Here is a 21,116-nt window from a genome sequence, read left to right as displayed (position 1 = left end):
TGAATTAGATTTTTTTTATTAACCGCAGAGGGCGCAGAGGGCGCAGAGTGAGAGAAGAAAGAGAGATATATCTAAGAAAAGAGAGGTTTATAATTGATTTAGTGTATTTATTGCGGGTGAAAAAAGGTGGCTTTGGATATTATTTCTCTGTTTTCTGGTTGTGGCGGGTTGGATTTGGGTTTCCGCTTAGCTGGGTTTAATCCGGTTTGGGCGAATGAATATGATAAGTCTATTTGGGATACGTATAATTTCAATCATCCTGAAACCATTTTAGATCGCAGAGATCTCAGAAAAATTAATTCTGATGAAATTCCCAACTGTATTGGGATAATCGGCGGGCCTCCTTGTCAAAGTTGGAGTGAAGCAGGGGCGAAACGAGGGATTGATGACAGTCGGGGTCAACTTTTCTGGGAGTATATCAGAATTGTGCGAGACAAGCAGCCTTTGTTTTTTTTAGCTGAGAATGTTAGCGGAATCTTAGCTCCCAGAAACAAGGATGCTTTTACTTATATATTATCGCAGTTTGAGGACATCGGCTATCGGGTTTCGTACAAGTTGTTGAATGCTAGAAATTTTGGGGTTCCGCAAGATAGGCAAAGGGTGATTGTTGTTGGCTATCGGGAAACTCTGGGTTTGGGTTTTGAGTTTCCCGAACCTGGAACCGATGTTTTGACGCTGAAAGATGCGATTTTTGATTTGCAGGCGATCGCGCCAATGTCAGTTAAGGCTAAATTAGATAATTATCACGATTCTGTCCCAAATCACGAATGTGCGGATTTGGGGTTTTCCAGCATTTATCTGTCGCGCAATCGAGTCCGAAGTTGGTCAGAACCTTCTTTTACAATTCAGGCAAGCGGCAGACACGCGCCTCTCCATCCTCAAGCTAGTAAAATGATTTTGGTTGGCAAAGACAAACGCATTTTTGACCCCAATTCGCCTCAGCCCTACCGTCGGCTTTCTGTGCGAGAGTGTGCGAGAGTTCAGACTTTCCCGGATGAGTTTATTTTTAAGTACAAGTATATTGCTGATGGATACAAAATGGTCGGCAATGCTGTTCCTGTGAATTTGGCTAGAATTTTGGCAAGTAAGATTTTTGGCGATATTTCGACCTTATGAAATTAACATACTTTTTAGTTTTACCATTGAGAATCTCTGGTAAAGTTGTAAGGATTGTCGATTTTAGCTGTAATTCTAATCGCGGGGCTCAAATGCGACCATTAGTGTCAACCTAAGACTAAAATCTTTGATAAATATCGACATCCCTATCGCGGCCAAACTTGGATTGCTATGTCGGCTAGCTTCTGAGCACGTTCTTTAATTGCCTGAGCATTCCAAATTGTTATCTCCTGAAAGTATTTATTCAGGGAAACATTAGATTCTAGGTAAATGGATTTCTTTTCATCAAAGGGTTTGTTTCCAATTTCTGTATTGTACCCTGTTAAGGTAAGATTTCCCAAAGTATGTAAAAACTGCTTGTGTACCTCAGCAGAATTTGCACCTAGCATGGATGGCCACTGGGAGTTTTTTAAATTTTGGGGCATAATGTGTTCTATGGTTAGATTTTGCTTATTTACCTGCTCCTTGCTAAGTGAATCAGTTAAACTTTCCAGGATAAGTTTAACTCGGTCGTTAGAACCCCTGGGGGCATAAACAGGGGTATTGAGAATACCTTTGCGAAACTCTTCATCTGAAGGCCAGATTTTGGTTTTTTCGTATCGACCCAGAACTTTCCGCAGTCCCTCCACCAAATCATCAGGATTTGCTGCCTTGACTTCACGGTACAAATTATTAAATACATTGCCTAAGCTTCTTGTGGGAACCTTAGCAAACCAACGACGCACAAAATAAGATTCTAAGTAACGTAGAATTTTTTCAAAGTTTTCAAGAGAAAGTTCTTTCTGTTCATAGCGATGGTAAACGTTGAGTAGAAAAATATGACAAGTAGTGAAGTCTAAACGGAGCAATCGCTCGAACCAACGTTGCAGACTCTCTTCACGCTCATTATTATCAAACTTTAAGCATTGGTAGTAATTAGCGAATTGGACAAGTTCTTTCAACTTAACTTCACTATCATTTTTCTCACGGTCAAAAACATTTTTAATTTCTTTATAAACTTCTTTTTCCCCAACTGATGTGCCGTCTTTACGCAAATAAAACCAAAATGCAGTTGTCAGCTCACCTGCATATTCTTTTGGGGCCATATTAGCCTTGAACTTATCTTGAAGAGGCAACCATTCCTTCTTGTATATTTCTTCTTGTCTCTCACGAGGCAATTGCATGAAAATATAGTTGCGAACTAAGTCAGCTTGGGTTAATTCTTGTCCCTTATAGTTTAAGCTTTCAAAAATCAGATAGGGGTTGTCTTTATCATCAGAAGTGATATTGACTAGAATTAAGCGCTCTAAAATGACGGCCTTAAATTTGGGTATATCGAGTGTAATATCTTCATCTTTACTAGGCTTTTTAAGCTGCTTTTTAAAAAACGTATAAGAGGCATATATCTGATCTTTTTTCGTTAATCCTTCTTTTTTGGGTTTTTTATCTTGGAGAATACTTTGGTAAGCCTCTCTATCTTCTTGAGTCGGTAAAATTTTATAAAATTCTTCGCCTTTTTTATATTGTTAATTAAATAGAGATTGTATAATTCTTGAGCAACTTCTGTCTTTTTTTCTCTTATTAAATGATCCCACATAGCAGCCAATAAAATAGTGAGAGTAATCAGACGTTGCTGCCCATCAATTACTAGATAAGGAGATATGCCATCTGCTGTTCCAGCTATTGATTGAGTGACAATAGCTCCTAAAAAATACGAACCTTCTACTTCATCATTATAAAGTTTCATCAAATCTTCCCAGAGCGTCTCCCATTTCTCTTCTGTCCAAGAATAAGGTCGTTGAAAAAGGGGGATTTGAAATTGCTTAGTACCTTCTAATAAATTGCGTAGACTGGTTTCTGATGCTTTCATGTTTATACTGAATATAAGTACACATTTAGTTTACAACTTCTAGTGTATCAGTATAAACATAGAAAATGTTAATTATTGTTAATAGGAGCAGGGTAAGCTGGGTGATACTAAATTCGGTTTACAAACCTGAAGCAGACTGGGCTTTTAATCCGCGACTAAACAAGTGAGATACACGTTGGTAATGGGTAATTGGTAATGGTAAAAGGGTCTTTTAACGCAGATTTTGCATAAATCCTGTTAATTAATTTCCAATTATCATAAAAATTTTGTTAACTGACCTAGATTGTGCTGAATCGCATTTGTCCCGCGAATATGAGACAAGGGAGAACCTCCGTACAAAAAGCTATTCAAACTAACTTGATAATTTTGTTGAACTGCTAAATCCAGCCACAAATTGTTAATTGCATCTCCGGGCTTGTAGCCGGGAATATTGTGCTGATAGTAAGGAAAACTGTCTATACAAGTATTGAAAAAGTTCTTGCGCCCGCAATGCTTTAAATACTGATATCGGGGTTTGAATTGTGTTTGATTTTCCAATACTGTATATATAGTATCTGCGAGAGATTCCGGGTCAAACTTGGCGTAAAGACCCGCACCTTCGGGGAAAACTGGCGAGTTTCCTCTGGCGTATTGGTTGAATTCTTCAAAACAAATTACTGGTACGTTGCAACTCATGGCTTCGGTAATGCCCCGGTTTTTTCCTTCGAGGAGGGAACCGAGGACGAATGCTTGGGCTCGCGAATAATATGTGGGGATTTCGCTGTAGTAGTCTACTCTCGGCACTAAGTTAATGTAGTCGGAGGGATTGCCTAAAATTTCCTCCACTTGTTGCCATTCTTGTAAGGCGTACTGGTCGAGAGTTTTCAGGTTGCTAGCATCAAATTCGTGGCCGGTGACGACTGTTAATTTAATCGGTTTTTGCGGATATTTTTGGCGGTAAACTTTTAAGGCTTTGGCTATGATTGGCAAATTTTTTTCTTCGGAAATTCGGGCGACGGCTAGCAAGTCTATGTCTTTGGCGGGGACGTTGCGCGGGGAAATTAAGTATTCGTTGATGAAGTCGGTGTCTTGCAGTGGTATGATTGGTTTGTGAGCGCGCTCTGGATAAGTTTCGCGAAACCATTTATCCCGCTGCGAGTTTTTGTATAAACTAGAGTAGGCGTCAGCTATGGGGGCCCAGGAATAGGAGATTCCGGGGGAATAGGCGAAGGATAAAAATACTGAGGAAAGTTGGGGAAATAGTTTGTTGATGAGTTCGACTGCTTCGCTGAAATAAATTCCTTTGATGAAACGTCCTTCGTAAAACAGCGGGGGAAGCAAGACGTAGAAACTGACGGTATCGAAGCGGTGGGGTTGGTCTTCAAATATTTCCCAGGTAAAGGCGTCTAAGTCTGCATAAATTTCGGCGATTGGTTTGTTAATGTGGGGGTTTCGTAAATACGGCTTTTGTCGATCGTAGTTTCCGCGTACCATATAATTCTGAGTGTGAGTATCTAGCTTTTTTTATTTAACCGCAGAGGCCGCAGAGACCGCAGAGGAGAAGAGAAGAGAGTTATTCACAAGTCATCGACGGGTTGTTCTACTGATTCATTGTCGCCTATTGTGAGGGCGAGTTGGTAGATTTGGCGACGGGGGAGGGATGTTTGTTGCGCTAGTTGACGGCTGGCTTGGGAACGACTTATGCCTTGTGCAATTAATGTTTGCAATTCTGCTTTAATGGCGTCTTCGGAAAATATTGGGGCTGCTGTTTGGATGCCGGCAATTACGAGGGTAAATTCTCCCTGGGGTTCGCGATTGGTGTAAAGTGCGATCGCACTTTCTATACTACCACGCCAAAACTCTTCGTGCATTTTCGTCAATTCCCTCGCCAGCACAATCTGTCTGTCGCTTCCCAAACTATTTGCTAAATCTTGTAAAGTTTGCCGCAATCGGTGGGGAGATTCGTATAATATTATAGTGCGGGATTCTATTTGCAAAGCTTCTAAACTTTGTTGGCGTTCTTGACCTTTCACGGGTAAGAAACCTTCAAATACAAATCTCTCAGTGGGTAATCCCGATGCAGTTATACCAACTATGCAGGCGGTCGGGCCGGGAATCGGAATAATGTTAATATTAGCATCGGCGCAAGCTTTGACTAACTCGGAACCCGGGTCAGAAATTCCCGGCATTCCAGCATCGGTAACGAGGGCAATACTCTTCCCTAATAGCAGTTTGTCGATTAATTCGGGGAGTCGCTGGTGTTGGTTGTGTTCGTGATAGCTGATTTGGGGAGTTTTGATTTGAAAATGGTGCAAAAGTTTGCCTGTATGGCGGGTATCTTCGGCGGCGATGAAGTCTACTGTTTGCAAGATTCGGATGCCGCGAAATGTCATGTCTTCGAGGTTGCCGATCGGGGTTCCTACGAGGTAAAGTGTTCCTGTATTGGGATTTGCTTGCATTTTGATATTTTGAAGTTTTTAATCGCAGATAAAGCACGGGCGGGACGCCCATGCCACACATTTAAGAAGATATGAAAACGGGATTGTTTTTGGGATTGGCGACTTTAGATTTAGTTTATTTGGCCGAGAAGCCTCCGGGTGAAAATCAGAAAGTTGTTGCTTCTGATTGTACCATTGCTGCGGGCGGGCCGGCGGCGAATGCTGCGGTCACTTTTAGCTATTTGGGGAATGCGGCGATATGGGCTGGGGTTTTGGGCACTCATGCGATCGCCCAATTAATTCGTGCAGACTTAGCGGAGTATAATGTCAGGATAATTGATTTGGAACCCGGGCGATCGCACTCGCCGCCAGTTTCCTCGATTATTGTAACTGAAGCAACGGGCGATCGATCGGTAATTTCCATCAATGCTACGAAATCGCAAGTTGACAGTCAAACAATTAACCAGGATATTTTAACATCAGTTAGTATGGTACTGCTTGACGGACATCAAATCGCAGCCAGCAAAGAAATTGCTCAACTTGCCCACTCGAAAAACATTCCCATTGTCCTCGACGGCGGCAGTTGGAAACCCGGATTAGAGGAAATATTGCCTTTCGTTGAATGGGCTGTATGTTCCGAGAATTTTCATCCGCCCAACTGCGACAATTCCGAACAAGTCTTTGCTTACCTGTCAGCAGCCGGAATTTCCCATATTGCCATCACGCGCGGCGAAAAATCAATTTTATACCTCAGCAATGGCAGTTACGGCACTATACAAGTACCTCAAATTCAAGCCACAGACACTTTAGGCGCAGGCGACATCTTTCACGGCGCTTTCTGTCACTACATTTTGCAAAATAACAACTTTACAGATACTCTCACTGCAGCAGCTAAAATCGCTTCCCATTCCTGCAAAAACTTCGGAACCCGCGGCTGGATGAATAAGGGTTAATTTTAATTAAAAATTAACCAAAGTATCCGGGGAAAACCCCTCCCAGCTAGAAAAGTTGAACTAGCAACACCTGTTAAGTTAAAATCCTGACAGCAACCTCGACAAAATTTGTGAACTTCTCTCTTCTCTTCCTTCGCGCCCTTTGCGCCTTCGCGGTTCCTTAACCAAATTGCTATATTAGTAAGACAAGTTAAAGTCACACAAAACACTCCCAAAACAACATACCCGAATCATGCCTGACACCCAACCTCTAACTATCACCCTTCCCCCTTTGCGGATTACCCTAACAGAACAACAGCAAGTTAACCTAGAATGGCTGACACAAAACTTGCCCAATCTACTCACCCCAAGCAAACAAGAAATCCCCGACAATATGAAACAGTGGGTGGCGGCTAACAAATTATTAAATCAACCCGACGCAGAAATTATTCAAGCACTAATAAATACCGGCATAGATGCAGAAACAGCCACCGCAGAAGTTAGGGAAATATCATCTCATCCCTATTTTCAAGCAGGTAGTCAGTACGTCCAGTTATTGCAGAAATTAGAATCGCATCTTAGGATTAGCAATCAATTAGCCGCATTGTCTTCCAAATTTGGCACAATCGAACGTAAAAGCAGCCTTTCCAGAGAGTATTTTCTTGAAAATTACTACGCCAAAAATACTCCAGTAATTATTACCAATATCATGCACAACTGGAAAGCATTGCAGTTGTGGACGCCGGAGTATTTGCAAGAAAAATATGGCGATGCAGAGGTACAAATTCAAGCCAACCGGAACTCTGACCCGAATTACGAAATTAAGATAGAAAACCACAAAAAAATTGTTTTGTTCCGCAAATATGTAGAGATGGTGGTCAAGGGCGGGCCTAGCAACGACTACTACATGGTTGCTAACAACCAAACTCTGGAAAGAGAGGAATTTAAACCCCTATTCAACGACATTGAAATTTTTCCAGAATACCTAAATCCAACGGATACAAAAGGCAGAGTTTTCTTTTGGTTCGGCCCGAAAGGCACGATTACACCACTCCACCATGACCCAGTTAATTTAATTTTAGCTCAAGTGTCGGGTCGCAAACTAATTAAATTGATTTCTCCGCAACAAACACCTCTGCTTTATAATCACGTCGGTGTTTTCAGCAAAGTGGACGGCGAAAATCCCGATTATGACAAATACCCGCTTTACAGAGATGCGAAAATTATTGAAGTAATTTTGGAACCGGGAGAAGCTATCTTTATTCCTGTCGGTTGGTGGCATCATGTAAAATCATTGGAGGTTAGTATTTCGGTTTCGTTTACTAATTTTGTGTTTCCTAATTATTATGAATGGAAATATCCTCATATTAATTGGTAATTGCTAATGTATGGTTTCCAGGGGCGGGCACGGGGACACCGCCCTACAAAAATCTGCGTTAATCGGCGTTCATCTGCGGTTCATAAACAAGAAATTCATGAAAACTCTCGAAGAAATCAGCGAAATTGCCCGATCGATCGCCTGGAGTGCATCAGATATCCTACAATCCTATTATCGGCAGGATTCCAACACTCCTAACCTCGATATCCAAGAAAAAAAAGATGGCCCCGTCACCGCCGCCGATGTCGCTGTCAATTCTTACATTCTCGACGAATTGCAGTCGGCTTTAGGGAATGCAGAATTTGGGTATCTCACCGAAGAAACTTACAAATCTTATTTAGAAAAAAACGGTCAAGTTCCCTTACCTCAAAGTTGGGTTTGGATTATTGACCCTTTAGATGGAACGCGAGATTTTATTGACAGGACAGGTGAATTTGCAGTTCACATTGCTTTAGCGTTCGAGGGAAGACCGGTATTAGCAGTTGTGGCTTGGCCCCAACAGCAAAAGATTTATTACGCAATCCGCGAGGCGGGCGCTTTTATGGAAAGTCGGAACGGTTCTGCGGTAAAATTGCAGGTTTCGGCGCGAAATATAGTGGCAGATTTATCTATAGTAACCAGTCGCAGTCACCGGGGCGATCGCTTTAATCAATTGTTACAAAAACTGCCTTGTCAAAATCAAATAGCTGTCGGCAGTATCGGCTGTAAAATTGCGACAATTGTCGAACAAAAGGCTGATGTTTATATTGCGCTTTCGGGAAAGTCTGCACCGAAAGATTGGGATTTAGCGGCACCGGAATTAATTTTGACGGAAGCGGGCGGCCAATTTACTCGTTTTGACGGTTCTACTTTGCAATATAACCGGGGAGATGTGAGTCAGTGGGGGGGATTGTTGGCGAGTAACGGTTACTGTCACGCTGCTTTGTGCGGGCAAGCTGAGCAAATTTTAGCGGGGATAGATGGGAGTTTGAGGTAAGTACGTGAAGCGAAGCTATCCCGTAGGGAATCGCCCCTAAAGATTGTCACGGATAACTCGTAGCGGCGGGTTTTACCAACAATAATTGCCTAAAACCCATAATACAGTAAAGCCGCTCCGATCGCACATATATCAAAAATCCCCCTCTTAATATTTCATTATCATTACACTTGCGATTGAATGCTTTTTGTGTTACCATATCCACCTCGCCTTAGCTCCTCCGCAATATTACTTAATAAAATTCCCCAACTTTATCAAAACTTTAATTAAATAGGGGTTTATAAAGAAAACTTTATATAGATTTTCTCAAAAAACAGTTATTGTTACTACAACCTTCAGAAAGTGTTTCGGACGCAAGTCGCGAAACAGGGGAATCTTTGTCTTTTTTTAGCTATTAGTAGGTGTATTATGCCAAATTTAAATAATCAAGTTTCATCAAGTGCGATCGCCTTTATCGACACTCAAGTTGAAGATTATCAAAGTTTGATTGCCGGGGTAAAACCGGGTACGGAAGTAATCGTTTTGGATGGGAATCGGGATGCGATCGACCAAATTACTGATATTTTAGCTCTTCGTACTAATATTGACAGCATTCACATCGTTTCTCACGGTGCTCCGGGTAGCTTGCAACTCGGCGACGTTCGCTTTAGTTTAGATGATATAGAGTGCGATCGGCAGGATCTACAGCAATGGTTTTCGCCACAAACCGACTCAAGGAGCAAAAATCGACCTAATATCCTCCTATACGGGTGTTCCGTAGCAGCAGGCGAGACAGGTAAAGCATTTGTCAAACGCTTGAGTGAGTTAACCGGGGCAAGAGTTGCCGCTTCCAAAAATCTTACGGGAAGTGTAGCAAAGGGCGGGGACTGGGAACTGGAAGTCAGAACCGGGGAAATAGAAACGCCGCTGGTATTTGAAGCCGAAGTATTAGCGGGTTACGAGTATGTTCTGTCTACTTTTGGTGCTGCGACTAATTTTCCCATAACCTACAGTCTCCGTAAAGTTGCCACTGCGGACTTTAACAAAGACGGCAATCTTGACCTAGCCTTTGCCACCACTGGAGAGAATCGCAACGTCTCGATCGCATTGGGAGATGGCACTGGCCAATTTGGCGCTGCCACTAATCTTAACACGAGTCCGCCAAGCGCTCTCACTACCTGGTCTGTCGCTGTAGGCGACTTTAACAAAGACGGTAATTCTGACTTGGTTACGGCCAATTCTTCTACTAACGACGTTTCTCTCCTGTTAGGAAATGGCGATGGCACTTTTGGTGCAGCCACCTACTTTGGTGGGGTGTTAGGTCCCGCTAGCGTCGCTGTGGGAGACTTCAACGGGGATGGCAATTTAGATTTAGCTACAGTCAATCAAACCTCTAACAACGTCTCCATCTTGCCGGGTAATGGTAATGGTAGTTTTGGCGCAGTCACTAATTTGAGCTTGGGGTCAGATTATTATTCAAATCCCTATTTTGTGCTTGTCGGCGACTTTAACAAAGATGGCAAGTCTGACTTAGCGACAGCGAACGTTGGTTATAATAACAGCGTATCAATCCTGTTGCAGAATGCTAATGGCACTTTCGGCGCTGCCACTAACTTTACCGTTGGAAATAGCCCTAAATACATTGCTGTAGGAGACTTTAACGGGGACAACAATCCTGACTTAGCAACCAGCAATGAAACCTCAAATAACGTATCAATACTGTTAGGAGATGGCACTGGAAGCTTTAGTGGAGCTACCAACTTTAGCGTTGGAACACAACCCCTTGCTATTGCTAGTGGTGACTTCAATGCAGATGGAAAAGTCGATTTAGCCACAGCCAACAATACATCGAACGATGTCTCCGTCTTGTTTGGAAGTGGCAATGGCAGCTTTGGGACTGCCACTAATTTTATTGTGGGAACCAATCCCCAAGGTATTGTTGTCGGCGATTTTAACAAAGATGGCTTATCTGATTTAGCTACGGCGAACTTTGGCGGTCAAAACACCTCAATTCTGCTGAATACATCCCCGGCGGTAAATTTTGGGGCTGCAACTTACAGTGCAATAGAAGGAACCGCAGATACAGTAGTCAATATTCCCGTTACTATCAGCGGCACTCCTGACGCTGCTTTAACAGTACCAATTGTCATCGACCCCAGCAGCACAGCCATCCAAAATTCAGACTACACCTTTTCGCCTACTACTGTTACTTTCCCCGCAGGTGCAACAGGTGCCGCACTCACCCAGAATATTGCAGTCACGATAAAACCCGACAATCTCCCTGAAAACGCCGAAACCGCAATCCTCAACTTTGGCCCAATCACCGGAGGCATTGCAGGTACAACAAAACAAACAACATTAACTATTGCTGCTAACGGTAGTGTTTCTTACGCTGTAGCCGCCGATATTGCAAGCATTTCTGAAGGTAATAGCGGCACAAAACCTCTGACTTTCACTGCGACTCGCAGCGGCAACACAGGCGGGGCAAGTAGCGTCAATTATGCAATAGGAGGAACAGCTACAAACGTCAGCGATTACAACAATATTGGCGGCACTTCAGGGGCAACTGCTGCTACTGGCACAATTAATTTTGCCGCCGATGAAACATCCAAAAGCATTACTCTCGATGTATTAGGCGACACCCTAGTTGAACCCGACGAAACCATAGCCGTCACCATTTCAAGTCCCACAGGCCCAGGCGTAACACCGACAATTACCACTGCTACCGCTACCACAACTATTACTAATGATGACAAAGCTGGCTTTACTATTAACCCAACAGCATTAACTACAAGTGAAGTCGGTGGCACTGGTACCTTCACTGTCAAACTCAACTCTCAACCCACTGCTGATGTTGCGATCGATTTGAGCAGTGACAATGTTGCCGAAGGAACTGTTTCAACTAATAGATTAACTTTCACTTCTGCTAACTACGATCAACCGCAACCAATAACAGTGAGTGGTGTTGACGATTTAGTAGCTGATGGCCCTCTACCTTACAAAATTGTCACGGCTGCTGCTGTCAGCACCGATCCTAATTACAATAACGTCGATCCTGATGATATCACCGTCACCAACAGTGACAATGAAACTCCGGGAATTACGGTGAATCCGACGGCGGGATTAACTACGGGTGAAGATGGCACTAAGGCTAACTTTACTGTGGTTCTGAATACTCAGCCAACTGCTGATGTGACTATCGGTTTGAACACGGATAATGTTGCCAAGGGAACAGTTTCGACTAATAGTTTAACTTTCACTCCGGCTAACTGGAATACACCGCAGCCGGTGACAGTAACAGGGGTTGAGGATAGCATTGCTGAGGGCGATATTGACTACAAAATTGTTACGGGGGCTGCTGTTAGTACCGATGCCAATTACAGCAACCGAGATGTAGCGGATGTTAGCATTACCAATAAGGACAATGATACGGCTGGTGTTTCTATTACTCCTACGGAAACAACTGCTACAGAAGGCGGTGCGAATGGCAGTTATGGCATCAAATTAATGTCGCAGCCGATCGCCCCTGTGACGATTAGTTTTGCCAATGGCGATCAAATAAATGCGATCGCACCGATTACCTTCGACACGACTAACTGGAATGTGGCGCAACCAGTCACAGTCACGGCTACAGACGATGCGGTTGTGGAAGGGCCGCACACAGGCAGTATTTCTCATACGGCTGCTAGTGCTGATAGTAAGTATAGTGCGATCCCGATTCCGGGCGTGACAGTGGCGATTACTGATAACGATGTAGCACCGCCAACGCCGACACCCGTCACTCCGACACCGACACCCGTCACTCCGACACCAACGCCGACACCCGTCACTCCGACACCGACACCCGTCACTCCGACACCAACGCCGACACCAGTCACTCCGACACCGACACCAGTCACTCCGACACCGACACCGACACCAGTCACACCGACACCGACACCAGTCACACCGACACCGACACCGACACCCGTCACACCGACACCGACACCAGTCACTCCGACGCCAACGCCGACAACTGGCACTCCGACGCCGACACCGACACCACCGCCAACTGCTGGTACGATCGACACACAGAAGAATTGGTGCGGCGTAGAAGCTGGATTGGATAAACTTCAGAAAATTCTTGACAACCAATTACAGGCAGTTAACCTACCCATTGTCGGCCCACTGAAGAACATTTCCCCAGATTTTATTAGCAACTTCAAGACTAAGCTAGTCGATGCAGTTAAAAATGGGGCAAATCAAAGTATCAGTCAGTTAGAAAGTAGCATCCGCACAGCACTTGGGCCAGATTTCACAGTCGCTCTAACTGGGAATTCGACACCTGATGAAAACACGTTGCTAATTACCCTTGGCAAACAATATCAGTTTCCCGACATCAATCTCTCTAAAAACTTAGGAGTACCGGCATTAAGCTTAGATGTAGATGGGAAAGCCAAATCAAAATACAACTACAACTTGTCCCTAGGAGTTGGTGTTAGTAAAGATTTCGGCTGTTACATAGATACTGACAAAACCAAGTTAACCGCCAACATTGACTTCGGCCTAAATGACCAATTCAAGGCAAAAGGCAACTTAGGCTTTTTCCAAGTAGACCTCGCCAACGATCCCAAAAAACCGACTAAAGTCGATGCCAACCTCGAAGTCAAGCTGAAGGACTTAGACAATCTTGGTGGGCCCAATGATGGCTCTCGCCTCACCCTGCCAGAACTGCAAGGTAACTATCAGTTCAAAGACTTATTCAATGCCAACTTAAAGAGCAATGCCAATCTCGGTCTCACCGCAAAGACCAGCATCAACGGCAATGCTGCCTTCCCCTCCTATAACTTCGACTTAGCAGTTAATTGGCCGATCCTAAATTACGCTAACGGTCAATTAACCGGGCCGCAAAAGCCCGCAGTTGCATTTAACAATATGCAACTAGATTTGGGGACATTTGTAAACAACTTTGCCAAACCAGTGATTGGTAAAATTTCCGATGTCATTAAACCATTTCGACCAGTTATCAACTTGCTGAATGCCGACACCAAGTTACTGTCTAAACTAGGGATAGCGGGGCCGTTTGATAAAAATAAGGATGGCAAAGTTAGCGTACTAGAACTGGCAGCAAAAATCTCTGGTCGCGATATCGATACTCGCTTTTTAGATGCGGTTGCCAAGGTTGATAAAGTTGTTAATTTGGCAAACCAAATAGCAAACTCTCCCGATAAAATCGACTTGGGTTCCTACACTCTGGGGAATATAGATGTTACCGCTCAAAGTGCTAATCTTCAGAATGCTTCCCCAGTGGCAAAAACTGCTGTACAGCAAACCGCTAAGCAACAAATTAACTCCAAAACAAATGGCAAGGTCAAGGAATTTTTAAATGCTTTACAAGACATTGATGGCTTTGATGTGCCACTCTTGACCAAACCGCAAACCGCGATTCAATTGCTGATAGGTAAACCGGATGTTCCGGTATTCACCTATCAGATGCCCAAACTGGGATTTAACTTTAATATTCGGAAAGATTTTCCGATATGGGGGCCCATCAATGGTTTACTTGAAGGCAAGTTTAGTGCTTCAGCTCATCTAGGATTTGGGTACGACACCTACGGATTAAACCAGTGGAAAAACTCGAATTTTGCTGCGGGTTCTGCTGGCAAAGTTTTGGATGGATTCTATGTAAGCGATCGCGAAAATGCTGACGGCACAGGACGAGATGTTGACGAACTCACACTTGACGCTAGTATTGCGGTGGGTGCTGGGATAGACGCGAAAATTGTCTCCGGTTATGTCAAAGGTGGAATTCAAGGAAAAGTCGGCATCGATTTGATAGATATTGGAGAATTTCAGCCCAAAAAAGGCGGTGACGGCAAAATCCGAACATCGGAAATTACTTCCCGCATCAGCAAACCCTCGCAACTGTTTGATGTAACAGGAAAAGTCAATGCTTTTTTGGGTGCTGAAGTTAAGTCAATTTCAGTGAAAATCTGTAAGAAAACTATTCCAGCAGTAAAAGTTTGGACGCCGTTCGGTCGCAAAACCATCACCCCTGAATTCAACCTACCTTATCCCTGCGGATTAGATTACAAAAAAGTCTACGATAAGAGCTTTGCCACATTTGAGTTAGCTAAGTTTAGTTTAGGGCCGAGTTCTAGCACTAGGGGCAAAGCAATTAACGGTTACATGGCCGGGGCGACAGTCTTCTTCGATGCCAACTTTAATGGAATCCAAGATGAAAACGAACCGTTTTCAATTACTAACGCAGAGGGCAGCTTTGACTTAGATGTCTCTCTTGACCAATTCGACAAAAATAATAGCGGCGACCTTGAACCGGATGAAGGCAAAATTGTACTGATAGATGGCATCAATACCTCTACTTATTTGCCACAGCAAACGCCCCTATTTGCCACACCAGATGCTACTGTCGTCACTCCGTTAACTACCCTATTGACCGAGTTAATCGAGCAAGGTACTGACCCTAATCAGGCGCAAATTCAAGTAAAATCTGCACTGGGAGTGTCGTCAGGAATTGACTTGACTAGCTACGATCCGCTACAGGCAATTACTCAAAACGACCCGAACGGTTTGGCGGTTTATGCAGCACACGCTCAGCTACAAAACACCATTGTTTTGATAACTGATTTAATTAGCGGTGCTTCAAATACCGCGAAAAATGAGATTGCCGATCGCGTAATTTCCGCCGTTGCCAATCAAATTAAATCTGGCACTGTCGATTTAAGCAATTCAACGCAATTGCAGGCCATTATTGAGTCGGCGACAAGCCAACTGCAAGTACCGCAAGTATCTAGTATTGCTTCGGATGTTGCCTCTATTATTGCCGAGGGAAATCAGCGAATTGGTGCGATCGCCTCCAGCAATTCCTCGCCCTCAGATGCCGCGACAGAAATCGCCCGCATACAAAAAGTCGCACAAGGAGAAGTAGCCCAAGATTTACTGCAAGTCGCAGCCGGAAATAAAACGATTCAGTCGGCGATTTCCGAAAATACTGGTGCATCTCTAAATACCAAAATTCAGTCGGCAACAGCTAACAATCCCACAGTCCGCAATACCTTAGATACTGATGAGTCTAGCACACCATCTACACCCGATGAACCATTCCCAGAAAGCGGTATTGAATTCGTTAAAGATGGGGAAAATACTACCGAAAGCACCGATGGCGATGATACCCTCATGGGCAGCGCTAGCGATGATATATTGCGCGGTAAAAAAGGGAATGACCTGTTGTTTAGCCTTGATGGGAATGATTGGATGAATGGCAATCAGGGGAACGACTTAACAGATGGTGGAATTGGGGACGATACGCTTTATGGCGGAAAAGGTTTTGATACTTTGACTGGTGGTGTCAGCAGTGACTTCCTTTCTGGCAATCGAGGTGAAGATATCCTAATTGGTGAAAAAGCCGACGATACCCTCTACGGCGGTCAAGGCAATGATATTCTGCTAGGAGGTCAGGGTAACGATTTCCTCAGCGGCGATTTGGGCGAGGATACCTTAGTAGGGGATGTAGGCAATGATAAATTCTTACTCTCTACCAATTCTGGTATTGATACAATTGATGACTTTGAAGTCGGTCAAGACTTGTTAGTATTGGGTAACGGGTTGAGTTTCTCGCAATTGGCAATTGCCGAAGATAGCGGTTCAACTTTAATTCGGTTTGCCCAAACAGGGGAGATTTTAGCTTCTCTCAGTAGTGTTTCTGCTAGCAATATTAGTGCGGTTAATTTCGGATTGCTTTAAGAAAGATGTGGGTTCAAGCACTTATTCTATCGGACTTTAAAGTAAGTACGTGAAGCGAAGCTATCCCGTAGGGAATCCCCCCTAAAGATGGTAGGAAATAAGTTTTAGGGGCGGGTTTTACCAAAAATAATTGCCTAAAACCAATTATCTCGTAAACCCGCCCCCACCCTTGCCCGAAAATCCGCCAGGGGTTGAAACTAACGGCGGAATCCCATCGCACATCTGTATCAAAAATCCCGCTCTTAATATTTCAGTCTAATCACACTTGCTATTGAACGGTTTTTGTGTCATATTCTCCACCTCGATATCGCTCATCCGCAATATTTTTTAATAAAATTCCCCAACTTTATCAAAACTTTAATTAAATAGGGGTTTATAAAGAAAACTTTATATAGATTTTCTCAAAAAACAGTTATTGTTACTACAACCTTGAGAAAGTGTTTCCGATGTAATTCGCGAAACAGGGGAATCATTGTCTTTTTTTTAGCTATTAGTAGGTGCAGTATGCCAAATTTAAATAATCAAGTTTCACCAAATGCGATCGCCTTTATCGACACTCAAGTAGAAAATTATCAAAGTTTAGTCGCTGGGGTAAAACCGGGTACGGAAGTAGTCGTTTTGGATGGGAACCGGGATGCGATCGACCAAATTACTCAAATTTTAGCTCTTCGTACCAATATTGACAGCATTCACATTGTTTCTCACGGTGCTCCGGGTAGCTTGCAACTCGGCGACGTTCGCTTTAGTTTAGATGATATAGAGTGCGATCGGGATTCTCTACAGCAGTGGTTTTCGCAACGAACCTACTCAATCGGCGACACTCGACCTAATATCCTGCTGTACGGGTGCTGTGTAGCAGCAGGCAAGACAGGTAAAGCATTTGTCAAACGCTTGAGTGAGTTAACCGGGGCGTCGGTTGCGGCTTCCCAAAACCTCACGGGAAGTGTAGCAAAGGGTGGGGACTGGGAACTGGAAGTCAGAACTGGGGAAATAGAAACGCCGCTAGTATTTGAAGCCAAAGTATTAGCAGCTTACGAGTATGTTTTGAATAGTTTTGGTGCAGCTACAAATTTTGGCGCAGGGTCAGGTCCCGGACGTATTAATGTAGGAGATTTCAACGCTGATACTTTCCCCGACTTGGTAATAAGCAACCAGAATGACGACAACGTTTCAATTTTGTTAGGGAATGGCACAGGGGGTTTTGGCACAGCTACCAATTTTGCCGTAGGTTCAAGTCCGGGTTACGTCACATCGGGACTGTTTAACAATGATAATTTCCCCGACTTAGCAGTAGTAAATAGTAGTAATATCTCAATTCTGTTAGCAAATGGTACTGGTGGCTTCTATGTAGGTAATGATTTCAATGTGGGTAATACTCCCCTTTCAATAGCTGTCGCGAACTTTAACGCCGACACTTTCCTCGATTTAGCAGTGGTAAACGCTAACCCTCAAGGTGCTTCTGGTAGCGTCTCAATTTTGTTGGGAAATGGTGCTGGCAGCTTTGGGGCTGCCACTAATTTCAATGTTGGTGCCATTCCTGGTTCCATTGTTGTAGGCAACTTTAACGCTGACAGTTTCCCCGACTTAGCGGTTGGCAACAGCTTCTCTAATAATGTCTCAATTCTGTTAGGAAATGGTACGGGTGGATTTAGTGCAGCTCCTAATGTTGGGGCTGTACCAACTCCAAATTCGATCGCCACTGGGGACTTTAACGGAGACAATTTCCTCGACTTAGCCACAGCTAACGGCGGTTCTAACAGTGTGTCAATTCTATTGGGAAATGGCACTGGTGGCTTTGGCCCGGCCACTACTGTTAACGCAGGGGCAGGGCTTAACGGCATTGTGGTGAAAGACTTTAGCGGAGATGGCAGACTTGACTTAGCAGTTACAGGAACCAGCGGCGCTGCAATTTTAGTAGGCAACGGCAATGGCGGTTTTAGTTCACCCATTAACTTTGCTGCAGGGACAAGTCCAATTTCCCTTATTTCAGGCAACTTTAATGCTGACACTCTCCCCGATTTGGCAGTAGCGAACAACGGTTCAGGTAACATTTCGGTGCTGCTGAATACACCCACTACAGTATCCTTCGTTCCTCCCAAAATAGGCAACACTTACAACGTCAATGAAGGCACAACCGACACAATAATTGATGTCCCGGTTACTATCAGCGGTGGCACTCCCTTAAGTGATTTAAATGTACCCATTGTCATCGATACCAGCAGCACTGCTACTCAAGGTGCAGACTACACTCTTTCAACCACATCCCTTACTTTCTCAGCAGGCACTACTACTCTCACCCAAAATATTGGTGTCACTATTAAAGCTGACAATATCGTTGACAGTAACGAACAGTTAGTTCTCAATTTTGGTGCGATTACAGGCGGTGTTCCCGGCGGTACGAGTCAAGTGAAAGTGGCTATATTGGACAGGAATAGTTCTTACTCAATTGTCGCCGACAATCCTACCATTACCGAAGGCAATACTGGCAAAACTCCTGCGACATTTACTATTACTCGCAGCGGTAGCACGGAACTTTGGAGTACCGTAGATTATGCCATTACTGGAACTGCGACAAACGACACTGATTACAACAATATCGGCGGCACTTCTGGCGCAACTGCTGCTACTGGCAAAATCAGTTTTGCTGCGGGAGAAACATCCAAGACTATTACTTTGGATGTGTTGGGAGATGGCAATATAGAACCGGATGAAACTGTTGCCATTACTTTATCAAATTCAGTTTCACCGGGTGGCGCACCGACTATTGCGACGGCTACCGCTACCACAACTATTACTAATGATGATACTGCCGGCATCACTGTCAGTCCAAAAGCAATATCAACAACCGAAGCTGGGGGAAAGGCAGAGTTTACTGTCAAATTAAACGCTGCACCAACTGCTGACGTTACCATCGATTTGAGTAGTTCCAATCCAGCAGAGGGAACAGTTTCTCCTAATAGCTTAACTTTTACTCCCGCTAACTACGGTGAACAAACAATAACGGTGAGTGGTGTTGACGATTTGGTAGCTGATGGCCCTCAAGCTTACAAAATAGTCACGGCTGTTGCTGTGAGTACCGATGTTAATTACAAAAACCTCGATCCTGATGATGTCGCCGTCACCAACAGTGACAATGAAACTCCGGGAATTACGGTGAATCCGACGGCGGGATTAACTACTGGTGAAGATGGCACCAAGGCTAACTTTACTGTGGTTCTAAATACTCAGCCGACTGCTGATGTGACTATCGGTTTGATCAGTGACAATATTGCCGAAGGAACAGTTTCGACTAATAGTTTAAATTTCACTCCTGCTAACTGGAATACACCGCAGCCAGTGACAGTAACAGGGGTTAACGATAGCATTGTTGACGGCGATATTGACTACAAAATAGTCACGGCGGCTACTGTTAGTACAGATGCGAATTACAGCAACAAAGATGTAGCGGATATTAGCATTACCAATAAGGACAATGATACCGCTGGTATTTCTATTACTCCCACGGCAACAACTGCTACTGAAGGCGGCGCGGCGGGCAGTTATGCGATCGAGTTAACGTCTCAGCCGATCGCCCCTGTTACCATTAACTTTAATGCCGGAAGTGAAATAAATACGATCGCGCCTGTTATCTTTGACAGCACGAATTGGGATGTTGCCAAAACTGTCACTGTCACTGCTACCGACGACAGCAAAGCCGAAGGCACGCACAGCGGCACGATCGCTCACACTGTTATCAGTACCGACACTAAGTATACCGGCACGGCTATTCAGGATGTAAATGTAGCTATTACCGACAACGAGACAGCAGGTGTCAGCATTTCTCCCACGCAAACAACTGCTACAGAAGGCGGTGCGAATGGCAGTTATGAGCTTAAGTTAAGGTCGGAGCCGATCGCCCCTGTTACCATTAACTTTAATGCCGGAAGTGAAATAAATGCGATCGGGACAATGACCTTTGACAGCACTAACTGGAATGTTGCCAAAACTGTCACTGTCACCGCTACCGACGACAGCAAAGCCGAAGGCACGCACACGGGTATGATCGCTCACACTTCTGCCAGCACCGATACCAAGTATAACAACCTGACGCTTTCTCCTGTGACTGCCACGATTGCTGACAACGATGCCGCAGGTGTGACTATTTCACCAACGAGTACAACTGCTACCGAAGGTGGTGCCAATGGCAGTTACAGCGTTCAACTAACTTCTGTGCCGAGTGCGCCAGTGACGATTAGTTTCGGCAATGGCAATCAAATTAATGCGATCGCTGATGTTACTTTTGACTCTACTAACTGGAATGTGGCGAAACCAGTGACTGTAACGGCGAAAGACGATGCGGTTGTTGAAGGAAATCATACAGCCAGTATTTCTCATACGGCCCAGAGTGCTGATAGTAAGTATAGTGCGATCGCGATTCCGGGCGTGACAGTGGCGATCGCTGATAACGATTTAGCGCCAGAACCGGGCGGTGGTGGCACTGTAGAAGAACCAGGCGGTGGTGGCACTGTAGAAGAACCAGGCGGTGGTGGCACTGTAGAAGAACCAGGCGGTGGTGGCACTGTAGAAGAACCAGGCGGTGGTGGCACTGTAGAAGAACCAGGCGGTGGTGGCACTGTAGAAGAACCAGGCGATGGTGGCACTGTAGAAGAACCAGGCGGTGGTGGCACTGTAGAAGAACCAGGCGGTGGTGGCACTGTAGAAGAACCAGGCGGTGGTGGCACTGTAG

Annotated in this window: 10 protein-coding genes and 1 pseudogene; 6 read left to right on the top strand and 5 right to left on the bottom strand. The window is 44.4% G+C overall.

Going from position 1 to position 21,116, the window contains the following annotated elements:
* Window positions 1-126: 126 nt before the first annotated feature.
* Window positions 127-1,116, top strand: a complete 990-nt coding sequence (locus QUA90_RS09070) for a DNA cytosine methyltransferase (RefSeq protein WP_445300096.1) — start codon at window positions 127-129, stop codon at window positions 1,114-1,116.
* Window positions 1,117-1,262: 146 nt separating this feature from the next.
* Here QUA90_RS09070 and QUA90_RS09065 read toward each other — a convergent pair whose 3' ends face one another.
* The 5 genes and pseudogenes from QUA90_RS09065 to rsmI form a co-directional block, all read right to left on the bottom strand.
* Window positions 1,263-2,279, bottom strand: coding sequence for an HNH endonuclease family protein (locus QUA90_RS09065; RefSeq protein ID WP_333445046.1), 1,017 nt, complete (start codon window positions 2,277-2,279; stop codon window positions 1,263-1,265).
* A gap of 60 nt (window positions 2,280-2,339) precedes the next feature.
* Window positions 2,340-2,591 (bottom strand): annotated as a pseudogene (locus QUA90_RS30420) (hypothetical protein); the annotation flags it as partial.
* Window positions 2,516-2,965 (bottom strand): DUF262 domain-containing protein, encoded by a 450-nt coding sequence (locus QUA90_RS09060; RefSeq protein WP_333445044.1) that lies wholly within the window; start codon window positions 2,963-2,965, stop codon window positions 2,516-2,518. The pseudogene QUA90_RS30420 and the gene QUA90_RS09060, both read right to left, overlap by 76 nt.
* Window positions 2,966-3,220: 255 nt before the next feature.
* On the bottom strand, window positions 3,221-4,438 hold the full coding sequence (locus tag QUA90_RS09055; protein WP_333383930.1) for a glycosyltransferase: 1,218 nt from the start codon (window positions 4,436-4,438) through the stop codon (window positions 3,221-3,223).
* 83 nt (window positions 4,439-4,521) lie between these two features.
* Window positions 4,522-5,403: a 16S rRNA (cytidine(1402)-2'-O)-methyltransferase gene (rsmI, locus tag QUA90_RS09050; protein ID WP_333445042.1), complete on the bottom strand. Its 882-nt coding sequence runs from the start codon at window positions 5,401-5,403 to the stop codon at window positions 4,522-4,524.
* Between the two features lie 71 nt (window positions 5,404-5,474).
* On the opposite strand from rsmI, the gene QUA90_RS09045 reads away from it, so the two are divergent.
* The 5 genes from QUA90_RS09045 to QUA90_RS09025 all read left to right on the top strand — a co-directional run.
* Window positions 5,475-6,335, top strand: coding sequence for a sugar kinase (locus QUA90_RS09045; RefSeq protein ID WP_333445040.1), 861 nt, complete (start codon window positions 5,475-5,477; stop codon window positions 6,333-6,335).
* Window positions 6,336-6,567: 232 nt separating this feature from the next.
* Entirely contained in the window at window positions 6,568-7,692 is a 1,125-nt protein-coding gene (locus QUA90_RS09040; protein ID WP_333383935.1) for a cupin-like domain-containing protein, read from the top strand.
* Between the two features lie 97 nt (window positions 7,693-7,789).
* Window positions 7,790-8,668: an inositol monophosphatase family protein gene (locus tag QUA90_RS09035; protein ID WP_333327014.1), complete on the top strand. Its 879-nt coding sequence runs from the start codon at window positions 7,790-7,792 to the stop codon at window positions 8,666-8,668.
* Window positions 8,669-9,076: 408 nt separating this feature from the next.
* Window positions 9,077-16,390, top strand: a complete 7,314-nt coding sequence (locus tag QUA90_RS09030) for a DUF4347 domain-containing protein (protein WP_333445038.1) — start codon at window positions 9,077-9,079, stop codon at window positions 16,388-16,390.
* Between the two features lie 504 nt (window positions 16,391-16,894).
* Window positions 16,895-21,116 (top strand): DUF4347 domain-containing protein (locus QUA90_RS09025; RefSeq protein ID WP_333445036.1); only part of this gene is annotated, 4,222 nt, incomplete at its 3' end.

Source organism: Microcoleus sp. D3_18_C4, from assembly GCF_036702355.1.
Classification (GTDB): Bacteria; Cyanobacteriota; Cyanobacteriia; order Cyanobacteriales; family Microcoleaceae; genus Microcoleus.
This window is presented reverse-complemented; position numbering and strand designations above follow the sequence as displayed.

Bases quoted from the DNA above. Each gene is read 5' to 3' on its own strand.
- rsmI (WP_333445042.1), bottom strand. From the start codon at position 5,403: ATGCAAGCAAATCCCAATACAGGAACACTTTACCTCGTAGGAACCCCG.
- QUA90_RS09030 (WP_333445038.1), top strand. From the start codon at position 9,077: ATGCCAAATTTAAATAATCAAGTTTCATCAAGTGCGATCGCCTTTATC.
- QUA90_RS09060 (WP_333445044.1), bottom strand. From the start codon at position 2,965: ATGAAAGCATCAGAAACCAGTCTACGCAATTTATTAGAAGGTACTAAG.
- QUA90_RS09055 (WP_333383930.1), bottom strand. From the start codon at position 4,438: ATGGTACGCGGAAACTACGATCGACAAAAGCCGTATTTACGAAACCCC.
- QUA90_RS09045 (WP_333445040.1), top strand. From the start codon at position 5,475: ATGAAAACGGGATTGTTTTTGGGATTGGCGACTTTAGATTTAGTTTAT.
- QUA90_RS09040 (WP_333383935.1), top strand. From the start codon at position 6,568: ATGCCTGACACCCAACCTCTAACTATCACCCTTCCCCCTTTGCGGATT.
- QUA90_RS09065 (WP_333445046.1), bottom strand. From the start codon at position 2,279: ATGCAATTGCCTCGTGAGAGACAAGAAGAAATATACAAGAAGGAATGG.
- QUA90_RS09035 (WP_333327014.1), top strand. From the start codon at position 7,790: ATGAAAACTCTCGAAGAAATCAGCGAAATTGCCCGATCGATCGCCTGG.